The sequence below is a fragment of the Massilibacillus massiliensis genome (assembly GCF_900086705.1).
In the GTDB taxonomy this organism is placed as follows: domain Bacteria; phylum Bacillota; class Negativicutes; order FLKF01; family FLKF01; genus Massilibacillus; species Massilibacillus massiliensis.
Genome location: NZ_LT575483.1, coordinates 3369790 through 3389523 on the forward strand (window position 1 = coordinate 3369790; position 19734 = coordinate 3389523).

General features: G+C 37.6%; 16 protein-coding genes. All 16 read left to right on the top strand.

Translation table 11 applies throughout. The annotated features are described in order from the left end of the window. Positions 1 to 9 precede the first annotated feature (9 nt). The 16 genes from rplJ (at position 10) to tuf (ending at position 19723) form a co-directional block, all read left to right on the top strand. A complete protein-coding gene (rplJ, locus tag BN6559_RS16080; protein ID WP_110955673.1) occupies positions 10 to 540 on the top strand; it encodes a 50S ribosomal protein L10 in 531 nt (176 codons plus the stop codon). A gap of 50 nt (positions 541 to 590) precedes the next feature. Then, complete coding sequence (rplL, locus tag BN6559_RS16085) at positions 591 to 959, top strand: 50S ribosomal protein L7/L12 (protein WP_110955674.1); 369 nt, start codon at positions 591 to 593, stop codon at positions 957 to 959. A 380-nt stretch (positions 960 to 1339) separates the two neighbouring features. Continuing rightward, positions 1340 to 5098, top strand: coding sequence for a DNA-directed RNA polymerase subunit beta (gene rpoB / locus BN6559_RS16090; RefSeq protein ID WP_110955675.1), 3759 nt, complete (start codon positions 1340 to 1342; stop codon positions 5096 to 5098). A 17-nt stretch (positions 5099 to 5115) separates the two neighbouring features. After that, positions 5116 to 9087, top strand: a complete 3972-nt coding sequence (gene rpoC / locus BN6559_RS16095) for a DNA-directed RNA polymerase subunit beta' (RefSeq protein ID WP_110955676.1) — start codon at positions 5116 to 5118, stop codon at positions 9085 to 9087. A gap of 330 nt (positions 9088 to 9417) precedes the next feature. Continuing rightward, the gene (locus tag BN6559_RS16100; protein WP_199884074.1) at positions 9418 to 10383 is read left to right on the top strand and encodes a sugar-binding transcriptional regulator; all 966 of its coding nucleotides are present in this window, start codon (positions 9418 to 9420) and stop codon (positions 10381 to 10383) included. Between the two features lie 30 nt (positions 10384 to 10413). After that, entirely contained in the window at positions 10414 to 10803 is a 390-nt protein-coding gene (locus BN6559_RS16105; protein ID WP_110955677.1) for a transcriptional regulator GutM, read from the top strand. Between the two features lie 132 nt (positions 10804 to 10935). Further along, entirely contained in the window at positions 10936 to 11463 is a 528-nt protein-coding gene (gene srlA, locus BN6559_RS16110) for a PTS glucitol/sorbitol transporter subunit IIC (RefSeq protein WP_110955678.1), read from the top strand. Positions 11464 to 11496: 33 nt separating this feature from the next. Continuing rightward, on the top strand, positions 11497 to 12525 hold the full coding sequence (srlE, locus tag BN6559_RS16115) for a PTS glucitol/sorbitol transporter subunit IIB (protein WP_110955679.1): 1029 nt from the start codon (positions 11497 to 11499) through the stop codon (positions 12523 to 12525). 14 nt (positions 12526 to 12539) lie between these two features. Beyond that, positions 12540 to 12908 carry a PTS glucitol/sorbitol transporter subunit IIA gene (locus BN6559_RS16120; protein WP_110955680.1) on the top strand — a complete coding sequence of 123 codons (369 nt, stop codon included), beginning with the start codon at positions 12540 to 12542 and terminating at the stop codon, positions 12906 to 12908. 78 nt (positions 12909 to 12986) lie between these two features. Continuing rightward, a complete protein-coding gene (locus BN6559_RS16125) occupies positions 12987 to 14282 on the top strand; it encodes an NAD(P)H-dependent oxidoreductase (protein ID WP_110955681.1) in 1296 nt (431 codons plus the stop codon). 126 nt (positions 14283 to 14408) lie between these two features. Continuing rightward, complete coding sequence (locus tag BN6559_RS16130) at positions 14409 to 14825, top strand: cupin domain-containing protein (RefSeq protein WP_110955682.1); 417 nt, start codon at positions 14409 to 14411, stop codon at positions 14823 to 14825. A 340-nt stretch (positions 14826 to 15165) separates the two neighbouring features. Further along, positions 15166 to 15411: a L7Ae/L30e/S12e/Gadd45 family ribosomal protein gene (locus BN6559_RS16135; protein WP_110955683.1), complete on the top strand. Its 246-nt coding sequence runs from the start codon at positions 15166 to 15168 to the stop codon at positions 15409 to 15411. An 87-nt stretch (positions 15412 to 15498) separates the two neighbouring features. Further along, a complete protein-coding gene (gene rpsL / locus BN6559_RS16140; protein WP_110955684.1) occupies positions 15499 to 15876 on the top strand; it encodes a 30S ribosomal protein S12 in 378 nt (125 codons plus the stop codon). 45 nt (positions 15877 to 15921) lie between these two features. Next, positions 15922 to 16392: a 30S ribosomal protein S7 gene (rpsG, locus tag BN6559_RS16145; protein ID WP_110955685.1), complete on the top strand. Its 471-nt coding sequence runs from the start codon at positions 15922 to 15924 to the stop codon at positions 16390 to 16392. 49 nt (positions 16393 to 16441) lie between these two features. After that, positions 16442 to 18520 (top strand): elongation factor G, encoded by a 2079-nt coding sequence (gene fusA / locus BN6559_RS16150; RefSeq protein WP_110955686.1) that lies wholly within the window; start codon positions 16442 to 16444, stop codon positions 18518 to 18520. Between the two features lie 15 nt (positions 18521 to 18535). Beyond that, positions 18536 to 19723, top strand: a complete 1188-nt coding sequence (tuf, locus tag BN6559_RS16155; protein WP_110955687.1) for an elongation factor Tu — start codon at positions 18536 to 18538, stop codon at positions 19721 to 19723. The last annotated feature ends 11 nt before the right edge of the window (positions 19724 to 19734 follow it).

Genomic DNA, 19734 nt, shown 5'->3' on the forward strand with positions numbered 1-19734 from the left:
GTGTAGTTTATGGCTGTAACTTCAGCAAAACAAGCGGTTGTCGCTGAGTTGAAAGAAAAACTTAGTACAGCACAAGGTGCCGTTTTGACATCTTATCGTGGTTTAACTGTTGCTCAAGATACAAAACTTCGTAGCAAATTACGTGAAGCGGGTGTTTCATATAGTGTAGTAAAAAACACAATGACTCGTATTGCGGCTAATGAAGCTGGTATCGAAGGCTTAGATCAATATTTAGAAGGTACAACTGCATTAGCAGTGTCCGCAAGTGATCCAGTAGCTCCAGCAAAAGTCATTTCTGAGTTTATAAAAGAAAATAAACTTGAAAGCTTGGAAATTAAAGCTGGTTTAGTTGAAGGTAAAGTAATTGATACCGAAGCGGTTAAAGCACTTGCTGCTTTACCTGCACGCGAAGTACTTATTGCACAAGTTCTTGCTGGTATGCAATCACCGATTGCCGGATTTGTCAATGTATTGCAAGGTTCTATTCGCAATGTGGTTTATGCGCTTGACGCGGTTCGTCAACAAAAAGAATCTGCATGATTCTTTTAGAATGAAAATAAATGAATTAAAATTTTGGAGGTATATTTATAATGAACAAAGAACAAATTATGGAAGCCATTGAGAACATGACAGTTCTTGAATTATCAGAATTAGTAAAAGCTTTAGAAGAAAAATTTGGTGTGTCTGCAGCTGCTCCTGTAGCTGTAGCTGCTGCTCCTGCGGCTGGCGGTGCTGCTGCTGCTGAACAAACTGAATTTGATGTTATTTTAGCAAGTGCTGGTGGAAGCAAAATCAACGTTATTAAAGTTGTTCGCGAAGTAACTGGTCTTGGTCTTAAAGAAGCAAAAGAATTAGTTGACGGTGCTCCTAAAGCAATCAAAGAAAAAGTTGCAAAAGCTGATGCTGATGCAATTAAAGCTAAGCTTGAAGAAGCTGGCGCAACTGTTGAAGTTAAATAAGTTTAATTTCTCGGTATAGTATTAAAAATTAAAGAGTACCAAAAAATGGTACTCTTTAATTTTACCATATTATAATAAAATATATATTGACATTTTATTATAAATATGATAGTATTTTTTATTGCAGAATGTATAATGTTAAATTTAGTATTATACTTAAAAATGCGATTGACTATCGCAAGATTTTATTCAAAATAGGTATAACGCATAATAAAATAGGAAATAGTAATATAATGGAGGATGAAAATGGTATTTCATCAATAAAAATGCAAGGTTTTAATTAAAATTAGTAGCCTTGCCTTTTTAGTATTTCATTGATAATTCTATTTTCTATGGATGTGTGTGGTTTAGTCAAATTGGGCTAAGGGGTGAAGGATTTAATGTTCAATCCTGTTCCGGTGGGCAAAAGAGTCAGGTATAGTTATGCAAAAATTAAAGAAGTACTGGACATGCCTCATCTTCTTGATATTCAAAGGAATTCTTATGAATGGTTTTTAAAAGAAGGTTTACAAGAAATATTCCATGATATTTCACCAATTCAAGATTTTACAGGAAACTTAGTATTGTCTTTTGAAAATTTTAGTTTAGGTGAGCCAAAATATGATGTGGATGAATGTAAAGAAAGAGATGTTACTTTTTCAGCTCCGCTGAGAGTAAACGTTCGTCTAATCAACCGAGAAACTGGCGAAATCAAAGAGCAAGAAGTTTTTATGGGTGATTTCCCGCTAATGACAGAAACAGGTACTTTTATTATTAATGGTGCTGAAAGGGTCATTGTAAGTCAGTTGGTACGTTCGCCAGGAGCGTACTATGGAGAAACAATTGATACAAGTGGTAAAAAATTATACAACGCAACTGTAATTCCAAATCGTGGTGCATGGTTAGAATTAGAAACCGATGCAAATGATGTTATCTCGGTTCGGGTAGACAGAACCCGTAAATTGCCGGTTACAGTACTTGTTAGAGCGCTAGGATTTAGTTCTAATGCAGCAATTACTGAATTGTTTGGCGATGATGCTCGTATTCGAGCTACTTTAGAAAGGGATAATACCGATTCTAAAGAAGAGGCTTTGGTAGAAATCTATAAAAGACTTCGTCCAGGTGAGCCACCAACGGTAGATAATGCAACTCAATTGTTACAATCCTTATTTTTTGATTCAAAACGATACGATTTAGCTACGGTTGGCCGTTATAAATTAACGAAAAAATTAGGTTGGAAAAGACGTTTGATGAGTAAAACGCTTTATCAGCCTGTTGTTGATAAAGAAACGGGAGAAATTATTCTTCCTGTTGATACTGTTATCAATGAAACTATGTTAGATGCGATCGACGAGAAAGCTGTTTTTGGTGAAGATCAAGTTATTGAACTTAAGATCAAAACCAAAGAAGGCAATCCAGTTAAAATGATTTGTTCGCCAACATTGCCATATATGCATAGAACAATTACGCGAGAAGATATCATTGCAGCAGTTAACTATTTACTGAACCTTATGGATGGCTTTGGGAATACAGATGATATTGATCATCTAGGTAACAGACGTGTACGTTCTGTTGGTGAATTATTACAAAATCAATTTAGAATTGGTTTATCAAGAATGGAACGTGTTGTAAAGGAACGTATGACAATTCAGGATGTGGATGTAATTACGCCGCAGGCTTTAATCAACATTCGCCCTGTTGTTGCAGCAATCAAAGAATTCTTTGGTTCTAGCCAATTGTCTCAGTTTATGGATCAGCACAATCCGTTAAGTGAATTGACACATAAACGCCGTTTGAGTGCGCTTGGACCTGGTGGATTGAGTCGTGAACGTGCCGGATTTGAAGTGCGTGACGTACATCATTCTCATTATGGTCGTATGTGCCCAATTGAAACACCAGAAGGTCCTAATATCGGTTTGATCGGTTCTCTTTCTACCTTTGGTAGGATCAATGAATTTGGCTTTATTGAAACACCGTATCGTAAAGTAGATAGAGTAAATCACAAAGTGACGGATGAAGTTCGTTATTTGACTGCCGATGAAGAAGATGAAATGATTGTAGCGCAAGCGAACCAGACTTTAAGTGAAGATGGATGGTTTGTCGATGAACGTGTTACTGCTCGTCATAGACATGATACATTGCTCGTTCCAGGTGAAAACGTTGACTATATGGACGTGTCACCAAAACAAGTAGTATCAATTGCTACGGCGATGATTCCGTTCCTTGAGAATGATGATGCAAACCGTGCCCTTATGGGAGCGAATATGCAGCGTCAGGCAGTTCCATTGCTTCGTACGCAAGCACCGATTGTAGGTACTGGTATGGAATATAAAGCTGCTTGTGATTCTGGCGTTATGATTTTATCAAAAAATGGTGGATTTGTAGAAAAAGTTACTGGGGACGAAATTCATATTAGAACAGAAAAAGGTTCCCTTGATGTCTATAAAATGCAAAAATATCTTCGTTCTAACCAAGGGACTTGTATTAACCAGCGTCCGATTGTTTATAAAGGCGATCAGATACGGAAGAATCAAGTCATTGCGGATGGTCCGGCAACGGATAATGGAGAGCTTGCACTTGGGTTTAACGTTCTTGTAGCATTTATGCCATGGGAAGGTTACAACTATGAAGATGCGATTTTACTTAGCGAAAAGCTTGTTAAAGAAGACATTTACACTTCTATACATATTGAAGAGTATGAATGTGATGCACGTGATACAAAACTTGGACCAGAAGAGATTACGCGTGATATTCCAAATGTTGCTGAAGAAGCATTAAGAGATCTTGATGATCGTGGTATTATCTGCATTGGTGCGGAAGTTCGTCCTGGAGATATTTTAGTTGGAAAAGTGACACCAAAAGGTGAAACTGAACTTACTGCTGAAGAGAGATTGCTTCGTGCTATCTTTGGGGAAAAAGCTCGGGAAGTACGTGATACTTCTCTTAGAGTACCACATGGTGAAGCAGGTAAGATTGTAGATGTTAAAGTCTTCAGTCGTGAAAATGGTGATGAATTACCACCTGGTGTAAATCATTTAGTTCGTGTTTATATTGCACAAAAACGTAAAATCTCAGTCGGGGATAAAATGGCTGGTCGTCATGGTAATAAAGGGGTTGTTTCACGTATTATGCGTGAGGAAGATATGCCGTTTTTACCTGATGGTACGCCAGTTCAAATTGTTCTGAATCCATTAGGTGTGCCATCGCGTATGAATATTGGGCAGGTTTTAGAAACGCATCTTGGTATGGCAGCGCGTGCGCTTGGCATGCAGATCAAAGCAGGCGATCCTACTGTTGAATCCAGACTTCGAGATTTGGGATACAATGTTGATAAACATGGGTTACCAAAACCGGATGTTGCAGGTGTACATATTTCTACACCGGTATTTGACGGGGCGAAAGAAACTGAAGTATTTGCAACGCTTAAAGCAGCTGGACTTCGTGATGATGGGAAAACAGTTCTCTATGATGGACGTACAGGAGAACCTTTTGATAATCCAGTCACAGTTGGTTGTGTATACATGTTAAAATTACATCATCTTGTTGATGATAAGATTCATGCACGTTCCACAGGTCCATATTCCTTGGTAACACAACAGCCATTAGGCGGCAAGGCGCAATTTGGCGGACAGCGTTTCGGGGAAATGGAAGTTTGGGCTCTTGAAGCCTATGGAGCTGCTTACACATTGCAAGAAATTTTAACAGTGAAATCTGACGATGTTGTTGGTCGTGTTAAAACGTATGAGGCAATTGTAAAAGGTGAAAATGTTCCTGAACCAGGAGTTCCAGAATCATTTAAGGTTCTTATTAAAGAATTGCAGAGTATTGGTCTTGATATCAAAGTTCTTTCGGAAGATGCACAAGAAATTATGATTCATGATACCGATGAGGATATCAATGAAACAGCGAAAGAATTAGATTTAAATGTAGATGGCGTAGTTGCAGAAAACGAAAAGACAGCATTAACAACAACAACAGCGCCGTATCAAAATGAAGAATCCGATGACAATGCGAATGAAGATGCAGAGCCACTGGAATCTGATTTAGATATTATTGCTGAACTCGGTGAATTTGGAACTGGATCGTCGAACGATAATACGGATGATGATGATAACGAAACTACAGATGATATAAATCTTGATGATCTTATCAAAGAATAGAAGGGAGTGACACCCCCTTGTTGGATGTAAACAATTTTGACTCAATGCGAATTGGGTTGGCTTCGCCGGAAAAGATTAGAGAATGGTCGCATGGTGAAGTAAAAAAACCAGAGACAATTAATTATCGTACATTAAAGCCAGAACGTGACGGATTATTTTGTGAGAAAATTTTTGGACCGACGCGTGATTGGGAATGTCATTGCGGTAAGTATAAACGTATTCGTTATAAAGGGATTATTTGCGATCGCTGCGGTGTTGAAGTAACTCGTTCAAAAGTACGTCGTGATCGTATGGGGCATATTGAGTTAGCTGCTCCAGTATCTCATATTTGGTATTTCAAGGGTATACCAAGTCGTATGGGATTGATTTTAGATGTTTCACCTCGTTCTTTAGAAAAAGTTTTATACTTTGCTTCCTATATTGTATTAGACCCAGCAGATACTCCGTTAATGAAGAAGCAGTTGTTAACAGAAAATGAATACAGAGAATATCGTGATAAATACGGTGCTGCATTCAAAGTCGGCATGGGAGCCGAAGCTGTAAAAAAACTTCTTGAAGAACTTGATCTTGAAACGATGGGAAAAGAATTGCGTCAAGAATTAAAAGAGGTAAGCGGGCAACGTAAAATTCGTGCGATTCGCCGCCTTGAAGTTGTTGAAGCATTTCGGAAATCTGGTAATAAACCAGAATGGATGATTATGGACGTTGTACCGGTCATCCCTCCAGAATTGCGTCCAATGGTACAATTAGATGGTGGACGTTTTGCTACTTCAGATTTGAATGATTTATATCGTCGTGTAATAAATAGAAATAACCGTTTAAAACGTCTTTTAGATTTAGGTGCACCTGATATTATTGTTCGCAATGAAAAACGTATGTTGCAAGAGGCTGTCGATGCATTGATTGATAATGGTCGTCGTGGTCGTCCTGTAACAGGACCTGGTAATCGCCCTTTAAAATCGCTTAGCGATATGTTAAAAGGTAAGCAGGGGCGTTTCCGTCAAAATCTACTTGGTAAACGCGTTGACTACTCAGGTCGTTCTGTTATCGTTGTAGGTCCAGAACTTAAATTGCATCAATGCGGTTTGCCAAAAGAAATGGCACTGGAACTCTTTAAACCATTTGTTATGAAAAAATTGGTGAATGCAGGGCATGCACATAATATTAAAAGTGCGAAACGGATGGTCGAAAGAATTCGTCCTGAAGTATGGGATGTTTTGGAAGAAGTTATTAAAGAACATCCAGTGCTTTTAAATCGTGCACCTACGCTTCATAGATTAGGAATTCAAGCGTTCGAACCGGTATTAACTGAAGGACGCGCTTTAAAATTACATCCGCTTGTTTGTACAGCGTATAATGCTGACTTTGATGGTGACCAAATGGCAATCCATTTGCCTTTATCAGCAGAGGCGCAAGCTGAAGCACGTATTTTAATGTTATCTGCACATAATATTCTTTCGACAAAAGATGGGCGACCAGTTGCTGTTCCAACACAGGATATGGTACTAGGAGCTTATTATTTGACAATTGTGAGACCAGGTTCTCTTGGTGAAGGTAAAGTTATGACTGGTATCAATGAAGCACTTCTTGCGTATCAGCATAAAGAGTTATCTTTACAGGCACAGATTAAAGTTCGTATTGATGGCTATGGCATGGTAAATACGACTTTAGGAAGAATGATTTTCAATGAAAGTCTTCCACCAGAAATTCGTTATTATCATAAAGAAGATGACGAATGGTCGCTTGGTATCTTAATGGATAAGAAAAATCTTGGTAAGTTGGTTGGTAATTGCTATCGGAAGTTTGGAAACTCTAGAACGGCTGAAGTTATTGATAGAGTGAAAAAATTAGGTTATTCTTATGCTTGTCGTGCGGGGATGACTGTTGCAATTGCTGATATTAAGATTCCACCAGAAAAGAAAGATATTTTGGCGGCAACAGAAGCACAAGTAAATTCTATTGAAAAACAATTCCGTCGTGGTTTAATCACAGATGATGAACGTTATAATAAAGTTATCAATTTGTGGACGCAAGCAACCGATGATGTAACAAAAGCGATGATGAATAACTTGGATAAATTTAATCCAATTTATATGATGGCAAACTCTGGTGCACGTGGTAATATTCAGCAAATGCGTCAGTTGGCTGGTATGCGTGGACTTATGGCTGATCCATCTGGTAAAATCATTGACTTACCTATTAAGGCAAATTTCCGTGAAGGTTTAACTGTGTTAGAATACTTTATTTCTACGCATGGTGCTCGTAAAGGTTTGGCTGATACAGCACTTAGAACAGCCGATTCTGGATATTTGACTCGTCGTCTTGTTGACGTTGCACAAGATGTGATTGTTCGTGAAGATGATTGTGATATTGTAGGTATCAATTTGGTTCGTGAACGTGCGAAATTGGCAAGATCTACAACCAGCGCAATTGAAGTATTGAAAGATTCCTTGTTAGGTCGATTGCTTGCAAATGAAGTTACAGATACAAAAACAGGTGAGGTTATTCTTGCTGAAGAAACTGTATTGAATGAAGATAATTTGCAATTAATCGGACAGCATTGTATACCGGAAATTGTAGTTCGTGGTTCTACTGCGGGTGGCTATGAAGGTGCGGTTAGCAATGCTACGACAACAGAAACTATTACATTAGGTGCACCGGAAGAAAGTGTACGAAATGCAATTCGCAAATCAATGATTCGTGAGATGTTGGGTAAAGATACGACTGCTGTTGTTAAAAATAATGCCGGTGAAGAAATTGTTCCAGCGAATGTGCCTTTGAATGAAGAATATATTGAAGCTATTTTAGCAAGTGATGCAAAAGAAGTAAAAGTTAGAAATAACAATATTCGTGGTATCGAGGTGCAAGCGATTAAAGAAGGTGCTGCTGTCATTGAGCATCTAAAAGATCGTATCGTTGGGCGTGTTCTTGCTGAGGATATTGTCAATCCGGAAACAGGCGAGAAGCTTGCGGGAATTAATCAAGAAGTAGACGAAGATTTGGCAGAAGAAATTGTTAAAATTCGTGAAAAAGTTGTGATTCGTTCTGTACTTACATGTAAATCGCAATTTGGGGTTTGTATCAAGTGCTATGGACGTAATTTGGCAACTGGACATCAAGTTGATGTCGGAGAAGCTGTGGGAATTATTGCTGCACAATCAATTGGTGAACCGGGCACGCAGCTTACAATGCGTACATTCCATACTGGCGGTATTGCTGGTGATGATATTACGCAAGGTCTTCCTCGTGTTGAAGAACTATTTGAAGCACGTAAACCGAAACGTCAATCCATTATCGCCGAAATTGATGGTCGGGTGGAAGTGAAAGAAACGAAAGGTCTTCGTAAGGTTACAGTATATCCTGAAGCCGGCGAAGAACGTGTATATCAAATTCCTTATGGTGCTCGTATTATTGCCAAAGATGGTGAGATCGTTGAGCCTGGGGATCGACTTACAGAAGGTTCTATTAACCCACACGATATTCTACGGGTTTGTGGCTTGAAAGCTACGCAACGTTACTTGGTGTATGAAGTACAAAAAGTGTATAAATCTCAGGGTGTTGAAATTAACGATAAACATATTGAGGTTATGGTTCGTCAAATGCTTCATAAAGTAAAAGTTGAAGAGTCTGGTGATACAGATTTCTTACCAGGTGAATATATTGATGTAAATAATTTTGAAGCTGAAAATGCTAAAGCAATTGAAGCAGATGGTGAACCAGCAGTTGCGAGACCAATTCTGCTTGGTATCACAAAAGCTTCACTTGCAACAGATTCTTTCTTATCAGCTGCATCTTTCCAAGAAACGACGCGTGTTCTTACGGATGCTGCGATCAAAGGAAAAGTGGATCCGCTTCTTGGACTTAAAGAAAATGTTATTATTGGTAAACTTGTTCCAGCTGGTACTGGAATGAGTAGATATCGTAATATCAAAGTTGTGAATGAAGAACAGGAACAAGAAGTAGCAGTTGGTGTAGAAGGCGAAGAGTAAGATATAGCAAAAGGATGGTACAGTTTTGTACCATCCTTTTTTATTGTGCACAAATAAAAAATAGTATAGTAAAAGAGAGGTTGAAATTTAAAATTTTGTGGCAGGAGTTGGGAATATTTTTAAAAGTGAAAATAATCACACTATTACAATGGTATATAAATAGAACAAATGTAAAAGTGAAAATAAGCACATTGTACTTTTACATTTGTTCTTATCGTAATATATTGAAAACATGCGAATCTATCTATATAATATGAATTGTAAGCGGATTATAAATAAAATAAGAGAGAGAATATAACTTGATTGGCAAAATGTATCGGAGGTTTTTCCGTGAAAAAAATTATTGATGATACAAGACTTATTTTTAAATGCTGTAGTTTGTATTATGAAGATGAAATGAGTCAACAAGAGATTTGCGATTATCTTGGAATTTCAAGGCCATCAGTTTCGAGAATGTTAAAGTTAGGGAAAGAACAAGGTATTGTTAAAGTTGAAATTATTAGTCCATATAATTTAACCTTCGGAAAATTAGAACGTTCCTTAGAAAAAAAATTTTCGCTGAAAGAAGTTATTGTAGTAGATTCAAGTCCTTTACAAATAGGTACAGAAAGAATCAGTAGCAATTTAGGGGAAGAAACTTTAAGTTATTTGTCGCGAACTCTATATGACGGAGAAGTTGTCGGTGTATCAATGGGGATGACTTTACAGAACGTAATCCGAGCAAAAAGTACGATGGATGAAGAGATAAAATGCACGTTTGTACCGATCGTCGGTGGCGTTGGTCAAAGTAGAATTGAAATTCATTCGAACTATATTGCTGGAGAATTTGCTAAGTTGTTTAATGGGGAATGTGTTCAGTTTTTCTCTCCTGCAGTATTTTCTAATGTATCTGTGTTGGAAGGATTTTTAAATGAAAAAACTGTAAAAAGTATTTTCAATATTTATAAAAATGTAACAACCTTAATTATGGGAATTGGTATCACACAACGTGGAGCATCTACGTTATTAGAGACTGGTTATATTGATGAAAAAGAATTAGATAGTTTTGTGAAAGATGGCGCAGTTGGCGACATATCATTGCAGTTTTTCGATAAATATGGGAGTATAGAAAAATTCAGAAATTTCAATCAAAGAGTTGCGGGAATGTCAAGTGAACAACTGAAAAAAGTTCCTAAACGTATTGGTATTGCAGGTGGCAGCCAAAAAGCAGAAGCTGTACTAGGCGCAATCAATGGTGGTTTTGTAAATATTTTAATTACGGATATTGATTGTGCGAAAGTATTGATTGATGCATGAGATCTAAATGAAGGGAGAAAATAAATTTAGATGGATTTAACAAAAGTATTTATATTCTTATTTGTACTTATGTTAGCACAAGCAATTGGAACTTATGTACAAGTACAACAATATAAAAAAGCTGTGCGACGATTGCACAAATTAGGTAATGTTGGTATTGGTAGTAAAAGAGGTAAATTATCTAGAGGGAATATTGTGTTAATCGCTTGTGATCGCAATGGTGTTATCACAGCAGGAAAGATTATGGAAGGCTTTACAATCTTTACTACATTTAAAGATCTCTCCGGTATTGTTGGAAAGACGATTTATACTTTGAAAGATGAATATGTGCAACTACCAGAGAAACAGAAAAAAAAGTATAAAGCGCATATGCAGGCATTGGATGCTTTGGAATTACGATTGAATCCAATTGAAGAGTAGTATTGGTGATGTTAATGAAGTATGTCTAGAATTTCGCTTGATAAGGGCCCTATTGAGTGAATGGTGGTGATCAATCAGTAACTCTAAATAGGACAACTTCTGAACATAAAAAAATCAGGGAGGCAAAATATTATGGAATTTATAGCTGGATTAGCAAATGGTTTTATGGAGCTTTTTAAAGCAGGAGCTGCGACGTTTGCATCTTGGGTAGCTGGAATTATACCTCTAATCGTTGTTTTAATGACTGCTGTTAGTGCCGTTATTAAATTAATTGGTGAAGAACGTGTGCACTCATTAGCGCAGAAAGCAACCAAAAATATTATTACTCGGTATACAATTTTACCAATATTGGCGGTTTTATTTTTAGGAAATCCGATGTGTTATAGTTTTGGTAGATTTGTTGAAGCAAAACATAAACCATCCTTTTATGATGCAACAGTAAGTTTTCTTCATCCGGTAACTGGCTTATTCCCTCATGCAAATGGTGGCGAGCTCTTCGTTTATATGGGAATTGCAGCAGGTATTACAACCTTAGGTCTTCCTTTAGGTGAGTTAGCAGTTCGATATTTCTTAGTGGGTGTCATTGTTATCTTCATTCGTGGTGTTGTCACTGAAAAAATCTATGCTTCAATGAAAGCAAAAGAAGAAAGAGTTTCATAAATAAATTGAAGAATATTAGGGAGGGTGGATCTTATGTATAAATCAATTACGATTTCTAGAGGAAGTGGCGGTTGGGGCGGACCTTTAACAATTATGCCAACGGATACCTGTAATAAGATTGTGAGTGTAACAGGCGGTGGAATTCATCCTATTGCTGCTAAAATTGCCGAAATGACAGGCTGTGAAGCAATCGATGGGTTTAAAACTGCAATTCCGGATGATCAAATACTTGTAGCTGTAGTCGATTGCGGTGGTACTGCACGATGTGGTGTCTATCCTAAAAAGAAAGTTTTCACTGTAAACTTGACACCGGTTGGGAAAGTTGGTCCGCTTGCACAATATATTACTGAAAATCTATATGTATCAGCTGTAACGGAAACTTGTTTGGCATATGCGGCAGAAGGAACACCATTGACTAGCAAAGATGGGAGCAACGCAGGAACTGCTGCTCCATCGAGTCAAAGTAACGCGAATGAACCGAAAACAAAAGCGCAGGCTAGAGCCGAACTTGCAAAAATGAATGCTGGAAAACAAACGAATTTTATTACTAAACTGGGTATCGGTGTTGGTGGTGTAGTAAATAAATTCTATCAAGCTGGTCGTGAAACCATTGATATGGTTGTGAAAACAATTTTACCTTTCATGGCTTTCGTAAGTATGATTATCGGTATAATCAGTGCTTCGGGTATTGGTGATATTATTGCGCAGACCATCTCACCTTTAGCGAGTACACTTCCGGGGATGTTAGTGATTTCTGTTATATGTTCCTTGCCGTTTATTTCACCGGTAATTGGACCTGGTGCCGTTATCGCACAAGTTGTAGGTACTTTATTAGGGGTTCAAATTGGCTTAGGGCATATTCCTCCGCAATATGCTTTACCAGCGTTATTTGCAATTAATGCACAAGTTGGTGGAGACTTTGTCCCAGTTGGTTTAAGTCTTGGTGAAGCGGATCCTGAAACAATTGAGCTTGGCGTTCCTGCTGTATTATATTCACGTGTTATTACAGGACCATTATCAGTAATTATTGCTTATTTTTGCAGTTTTGGTCTTTATTTATAGAAGGAGGAAGCTAAATGAAATATCGTTCTGAAATTACTGGTTGGGGTGAAGAAGCTTTATTTTTCCTAAAAGAAAAGGATATGAATTTCATTATTCTTTTTAATGAAGGCGCACCACCAGAATTAGCAGAAATCGCAGTGCTTCATAAACCTGCTCCTATTCTTGCTGAATTAGAAGTCGGTGATACCGTTATCATTTGTGAAAAGGTATTCACGATTACTGCAATTGGAGAAGAAGCACGACATACCCTGAAAGAGTTGGGGCATTGTACTTTAAGCTTCAAAGGTGGTACAGAGCCAGAACGTCCAGGTTGTATTATGCTAGAAGGTGATGACTTAAAAGCAGAAGATTTTACTGCGGGAAGTCTGATTGAAATTTACTAATTCAAATTTTACAACATGTCAACATGAGGCGTATTGCAAAGTATGAAATATTAAAAACAAGAAAAGGAAGTATGAATTATGTTAAACATGAATCAAAAGTTGATCAAACGTCAACAAGAAGGTAAAATTATTCGCACTGGTATTGTTGGTGCTGGGCAAATGGGAAGAGGCATGGTAACACAAATGGTGTTGATGCAAGGCATCATGCCAGCAATTGTATCAGACATTAATGTTGAAAATGCAGTGCATGCTTTTCATTATGCAGGAATTAAGGATGATCAGATTGCAATCGTAGATAATATCCAAGATGCAAATAAATCGATTGAAGCTGGTAAATATGTTGCAACTGTAAATGCAGATTTAATTTCACAAGCCAATTTAGTGGAATGTGCGATTGATGCTACAGGTGTTCCTGATGTTGGGGCTAAAGTTGCTACTGATGCAATCAAAAATGGCAAACATGTCGTGATGTTAAATGTAGAAACTGACGTTGTTATTGGACCATATCTTAAAAAATTAGCAGAACAAAACGGTGTAATTTACACAGGTTCCGCTGGGGATGAACCTGGTGCTGTTATGGAACTTTATTGTTTTGCAAAAGCAATGGGCATGGATGTAAAAGTTATGGGGAAAGGTAAAAATAATAAACTAGATTATGCTTGTAACCCAGATACTGTATTAGAAGAAGCAACAAGACGTGTGATGAGCCCTAAAATGCTTTGTGCATTTAAAGATGGTACAAAAACAATGGTAGAAATGACTGCGATGTCTAATGCTACTGGTTTAATTCCAGATGTAATTGGCGGACATGGAATTGCAGCAACGGTAAAAGAATTGCCTGAAATTTATAAATTGAAAAAAGATGGCGGTATATTAAATAAACATGGTGTTGTTGAATATGTAAATGGTATTGCACCTGGTGTATTTGTTGCTGTGTCTACAGAAAACGAAGAAATTGCGTATCAAATGCGTTATCATAGCATGGGACCTGGTCCATTATGGATTTTATATCGTCCATATCATTTATGTAATTTAGAAACGCCTTTAACTGTAGCGAAAGCAGTGATTGATGGTGAATCAACAATCGTTCCAATTGATGGTTTGGTGAGCGAATGTATTACTGTTGCAAAAACAGATTTAAAAGCAGGTCAATACATTGATGGTATTGGTGGCTATACAACATATGGTTCTATTGCTACTGCAGCTGAATCTGATGCAAAAGGTTATGTTCCTTACGGATTGGTTACGAAAAAGACAAAAATGTTAAAAGATGCGAAAAAAGGTCAATTATTAACGTTAGATATGGTTGAGCTTGATACATCTACGTTGATTTACAAACTTCGTAAAGAGCAAGATGCAATGTACAAGAAATAAAATGGAACAAAAAAGCTGCCGCGCAGATGCGGCAGCTTTTTTTCTGTGGCTATTTCTAAACTTAAATTTAAGTATTTGATTTGACGCGATTGTTTATATTATGATATGAAATGGAGGTGAAGTGAAATGCGCGAAATAGAGCTTATAGAAAAAACAAAGATTCAAACAGCTCTTCTACATACAAAACGTCAATATTTAGTTGGTGAATTGTCCTTGCCGCAGGAACTTAACTATTTACACGATGAAAATGTTGAAGCAGGTATTACGGAATATAAAGAATATACCATTGAGGAACCGCATTATCATAAAAATACGACAGAATATATTTATGTTTTAGAAGGAGAAAGTAAATATATAAATGTAGAGACACAAAAGGAGACAATCGTTAAGAAAGGAGATTTCTTTTTAATTCGTAGCGGAATTACCTATGCACAGAAATCAAAGGCTGGTTTGAAATTAGTATTTTTCAAATATCCATCTGGCAATGATAAAGTGCCCGTACAAGATGATGGAAGCTTAGAAAATTGGTATAAAGCGTGGTAGGTTTTACTTTAATATAAAAATTTGATGGAAAGTTTAATAATTTTCGTATATTTTTCTTAAGATGTGCTAAATTAGATAAAGATTACCATTAAGTTAAGCAATAAAACAGAGGAAAATTGTGAATTAGTCAAATCCTATTTTCTATAAAAGTTTTGTCAAATAAGTTCGTTGATTTAATTTTTAGGTAGAATATGTTATAATTATTAATGATGATACACCACGACCCGTGTGCATGCAAAAGATTGATAAAACAAGTGTTGACATTGATTATGACTCATGGTATTATATACGAGTGCCTGAAACAAGAAAGCATTGATCTACAAGTATGGGAGTGAATAAAATGTCGCTCGACACATTGAAGACTGCCAAAAAAGTGATTGGCATAAAACAAGTTATGAAAGCTGTCAACAAAGGCTTATGCAAAAAAGTTTTTATTGCACAAGATGCTGATTTAAGAGTTGTAGACCCGCTTAAGAATTTATGTGAGAAACATGGGATTGAAGTAGTCGAGATAGCAACGATGATTGAATTGGGAAAGGCTTGCACGATTGAAGTGGGAGCTGCTGCAGTGGCTGTTTTAAAATAATCTTGTTAAATATTCTATCTCTTTATATAGAGAATTGAGGTAGGATTATTAAATAATAAATTTGATATCAGGGAAGGGGGTGCATGTATGCCTACAATTAGTCAATTGGTACGTAAAAGTAGAGAAAACATGGAGAAGAAATCTACATCACCAGCGTTGAAAGAATGTCCACAAAAACGTGGTGTTTGTACGAGAGTATATACAACTACTCCTAAGAAACCGAACTCTGCGTTGAGAAAAGTAGCAAGGGTTCGTCTTACGAATAGTATTGAAGTAACAGCTTATATTCCAGGTATTGGTCACAATCTTCAAGAACATAGTGTTGTGTTGATTAGAGGCGGCAGAGTAAAAGATTTACCAGGGGTTCGTTATCATATCGTCCGTGGTGCTTTAGATACTGCTGGCGTTCAAAATCGTACACAGTCAAGATCTAAATATGGTGCGAAACGCGCTAAAAAGAAATAATATATGTTCGATATATGAAAATTGTTGACAAGGAGGGTTACTACTATGCCTAGAAAAGGTCCTGTTCCAAAACGTGACGTATTACCAGATCCAGTGTATAATTCGAAAATCGTAACAAAGTTTATTAACAAAGTTATGCTTTCTGGTAAAAAAGGCGTTGCAGAAAAAGTTGTTTATGATGCATTTGAAAGCATTAGAGCGAAAACTGGTAAAGATCCATTAGAAGTGTTTGAAACTGCTTTGAAAAATGTTATGCCAGTTCTTGAAGTTCGTGCTCGTCGTGTAGGTGGTGCGAATTATCAGGTTCCAATAGAAGTTCGTCCTGATCGTCGTATGACGTTAGGTATTCGTTGGGTTGTTAACTACGCTAGATTACGTGGTGAAAAAACAATGAATGAAAGACTTGCTGCTGAATTATTAGATGCTGCGAATAATACAGGTGCAGCAATTAAGAAAAAAGAAGATACTCATAAAATGGCTGAAGCTAATAAAGCGTTCGCTCATTATCGTTGGTAGTATCTAGAACATAATCATTATCTTTACACTAATAAGGAGCGATGTAATAGTGGGTAGACAGTTTCCTCTCGAAAAGACGCGGAACATAGGGATTATGGCACATATTGATGCCGGTAAAACCACTACTACTGAACGTATTCTGTTTTATACAGGAAAAGTACACAAAATTGGTGAGGTTCATGAAGGTGCTGCTACTATGGACTGGATGGAGCAGGAACAAGAGAGAGGTATTACTATTACTTCTGCTGCTACAACTTGTCAATGGTTAGATCATCGTATCAACATTATTGACACGCCAGGTCACGTGGACTTTACAGTTGAAGTAGAACGTTCATTAAGAGTGCTTGATGGATCAGTTGCTGTGTTCTGTGCTAAAGGTGGGGTTGAACCTCAATCTGAAACAGTATGGCGCCAAGCTGATAAATATAGCGTACCTCGTATGGCGTATGTAAATAAAATGGATATCTTGGGTGCGGATTTCTACCGAGTTGTTGATATGATCAAAACTCGGTTGCATGCAAATCCGGTTGCACTTCAGCTTCCAATTGGTTCGGAAGATACATTCTTGGGAATGGTTGATCTAATTAAAATGGATGCGATTATTTACACGGATGATCTTGGTAAAACTAGTGAAGAAGTTGCTATTCCGGATGATATGAAAGAAAAAGCTGAAGAATATCGTCAAATTCTATTAGATGCAGTTGCTGAAACTGACGATGAATTAATGATGAAATATTTGGAAGGCGAAGAACTAACAGAAGAAGAAATCAGAGCAGCGATTCGTAAAGCGACGATTGATTGCAAAATGACACCTGTACTTTGTGGTTCTTCTTATAAGAATAAAGGCGTTCAACCAATGCTTGATGCAGTCATTGACTACATGCCTTCACCGCTTGATATTCCAGCGATTAAAGGTGTTGACCCAGATACTGGTGAAGAAGACAAACGTGAAGCAGATGATAAGTTACCGTTTTCGGCATTAGCTTTCAAAATTATGGCTGATCCGTATGTAGGTAAATTAGCGTTTTTCCGTGTTTATTCAGGTAGCATTACTTCTGGATCTTATGTATTTAACTCGACAAAAGGCAAAAAAGAACGTATTGGACGTATTCTTCAAATGCATGCAAATCGCCGCGAAGAAATTGATACAGTTTATAGTGGTGATATAGCTGCTGCTGTTGGTTTAAAAGATACAGTTACTGGTGATACACTCTGTGATGAAAAAGAGCCAATTATATTGGAATCTATGGAATTCCCAGAGCCAGTTATTTCCGTTGCTGTTGAACCAAAAACGAAAGCTGACCAAGAAAAAATGGGTATTGCGTTAGCAAGACTTGCAGAAGAAGATCCTACATTCCGGATGAGAACTGACCAAGAAACAGGTCAATGTATCATTTCTGGTATGGGTGAACTTCATTTGGAAATTATCGTTGACCGTATGCTTCGTGAGTTTAAAGTAGATTGTACAGTAGGTAAGCCGCAAGTTGCTTATCGTGAAACAATCCGTAAACAAGTGAAAGCAGAAGGAAAATTTGTTCGTCAATCCGGTGGTCGCGGTCAATACGGTCACTGCTTGCTTGAACTTGTACCACAAGAACCAGGTGTTGGTTTCAGCTTTGAAAACAAAGTTGTCGGTGGTGCGATTCCTAAAGAATATATTAACCCAATTGAAGCTGGTATCAAAGAAGCTATGGAAAATGGTGTTGTTGCTGGTTACCCAATGGTTGATATTAAAGTTATTGTTTATGATGGTTCTTATCATGATGTCGATTCATCTGAAATGGCATTTAAAATTGCCGGTTCTATGGGCTTTAAATCTGGTGCACAAAAAGCTACACCAGTGCTGTTGGAACCATATATGAAAGTTGAAGTCGTAGTTCCGGAAGAGTACATGGGTGATGTTATTGGTGACTTAAACTCAAGACGTGGTCGTATCGAAGGTATGGAAGCTCGTGCTGGTGCACAAGTGATTAATGCGTTCGTTCCACTTTCTGAAATGTTTGGTTACGCTACAGATTTACGTTCTAAAACGCAAGGTCGCGGTAATTATTCCATGGAAATTTCACATTATGATGAAGTTCCTAAAAATATATCAGAAGCTATTACAGCTAAAAACAAAGGCGAATAAGGGGGATTATTAACAATGGCAAAACAAAAGTTTGAAAGAAATAAACCACATGTAAACATTGGTACAATTGGTCACGTTGACCATGGTAAAACTACATTGACAGCTGCTATTACGAAAGTTTTAGCAAAAACTGGCGGCGCTGATTTTATGGATTATTCCATGATCGACAAAGCACCAGAAGAAAGAGAACGCGGTATTACAATCAATACTTCACACGTTGAATATGAAACTGCAAAAAGACATTATGCTCACGTTGACTGCCCGGGCCATGCTGACTATGTTAAAAACATGATCACTGGTGCTGCACAAATGGATGGTGCGATCTTAGTAGTAAGTGCTGCTGATGGTCCTATGCCACAAACTCGTGAACATATTCTTTTATCTCGTCAAGTTGGCGTACCAGCAATGGTAGTTTTCTTAAACAAAGCTGACATGGTTGATGATGCAGAATTAATGGAATTAGTAGAAATGGAAGTTCGCGAACTTCTTTCCAGCTATGAATTCCCTGGCGATGACATTCCTGTTGTTTCCGGTTCCGCATTAAAAGCGCTTGAAGGCGATGCTGATTATGAAGCAAAAATCATCGAACTTATGGATGCTGTAGATGAATACATCCCAACTCCAGTTCGTGATACAGATAAAACTTTCTTAATGCCAGTCGAAGACGTTTTCACAATCACTGGTCGTGGTACAGTTGCTACTGGCCGTGTTGAACGTGGTGAAGTTAAAGTTGGCGACGTTATTGAAATCGTTGGTATGGGTGAAGCACCTAAATCAACAACTGTAACAGGCGTTGAAATGTTTAGAAAATTACTCGACAGCGCAGTAGCTGGCGATAATATCGGTGCTTTGCTTCGTGGCGTTGACCGTAAAGATATCGAACGTGGTCAAGTTCTTGCAAAACCAGGTTCTATTAAACCTCACACAAAATTCAAAGGTGAAGTTTACGTTTTATCTAAAGAAGAAGGCGGACGTCATACTCCATTCTTCACAAACTATCGTCCACAATTCTACTTCCGTACAACTGATGTAACTGGTGTAGTTAACTTACCAGAAGGTGTAGAAATGGTTATGCCTGGCGATAACATTCAAATGACAATTGAACTAATCACTCCAATCGCTATTGAAGTTGGTTTACGTTTCGCTATCCGCGAAGGTGGCCGTACTGTTGGTGCTGGTGTTGTAACTGAAGTTCAAGCTTAATTATAGTGTTA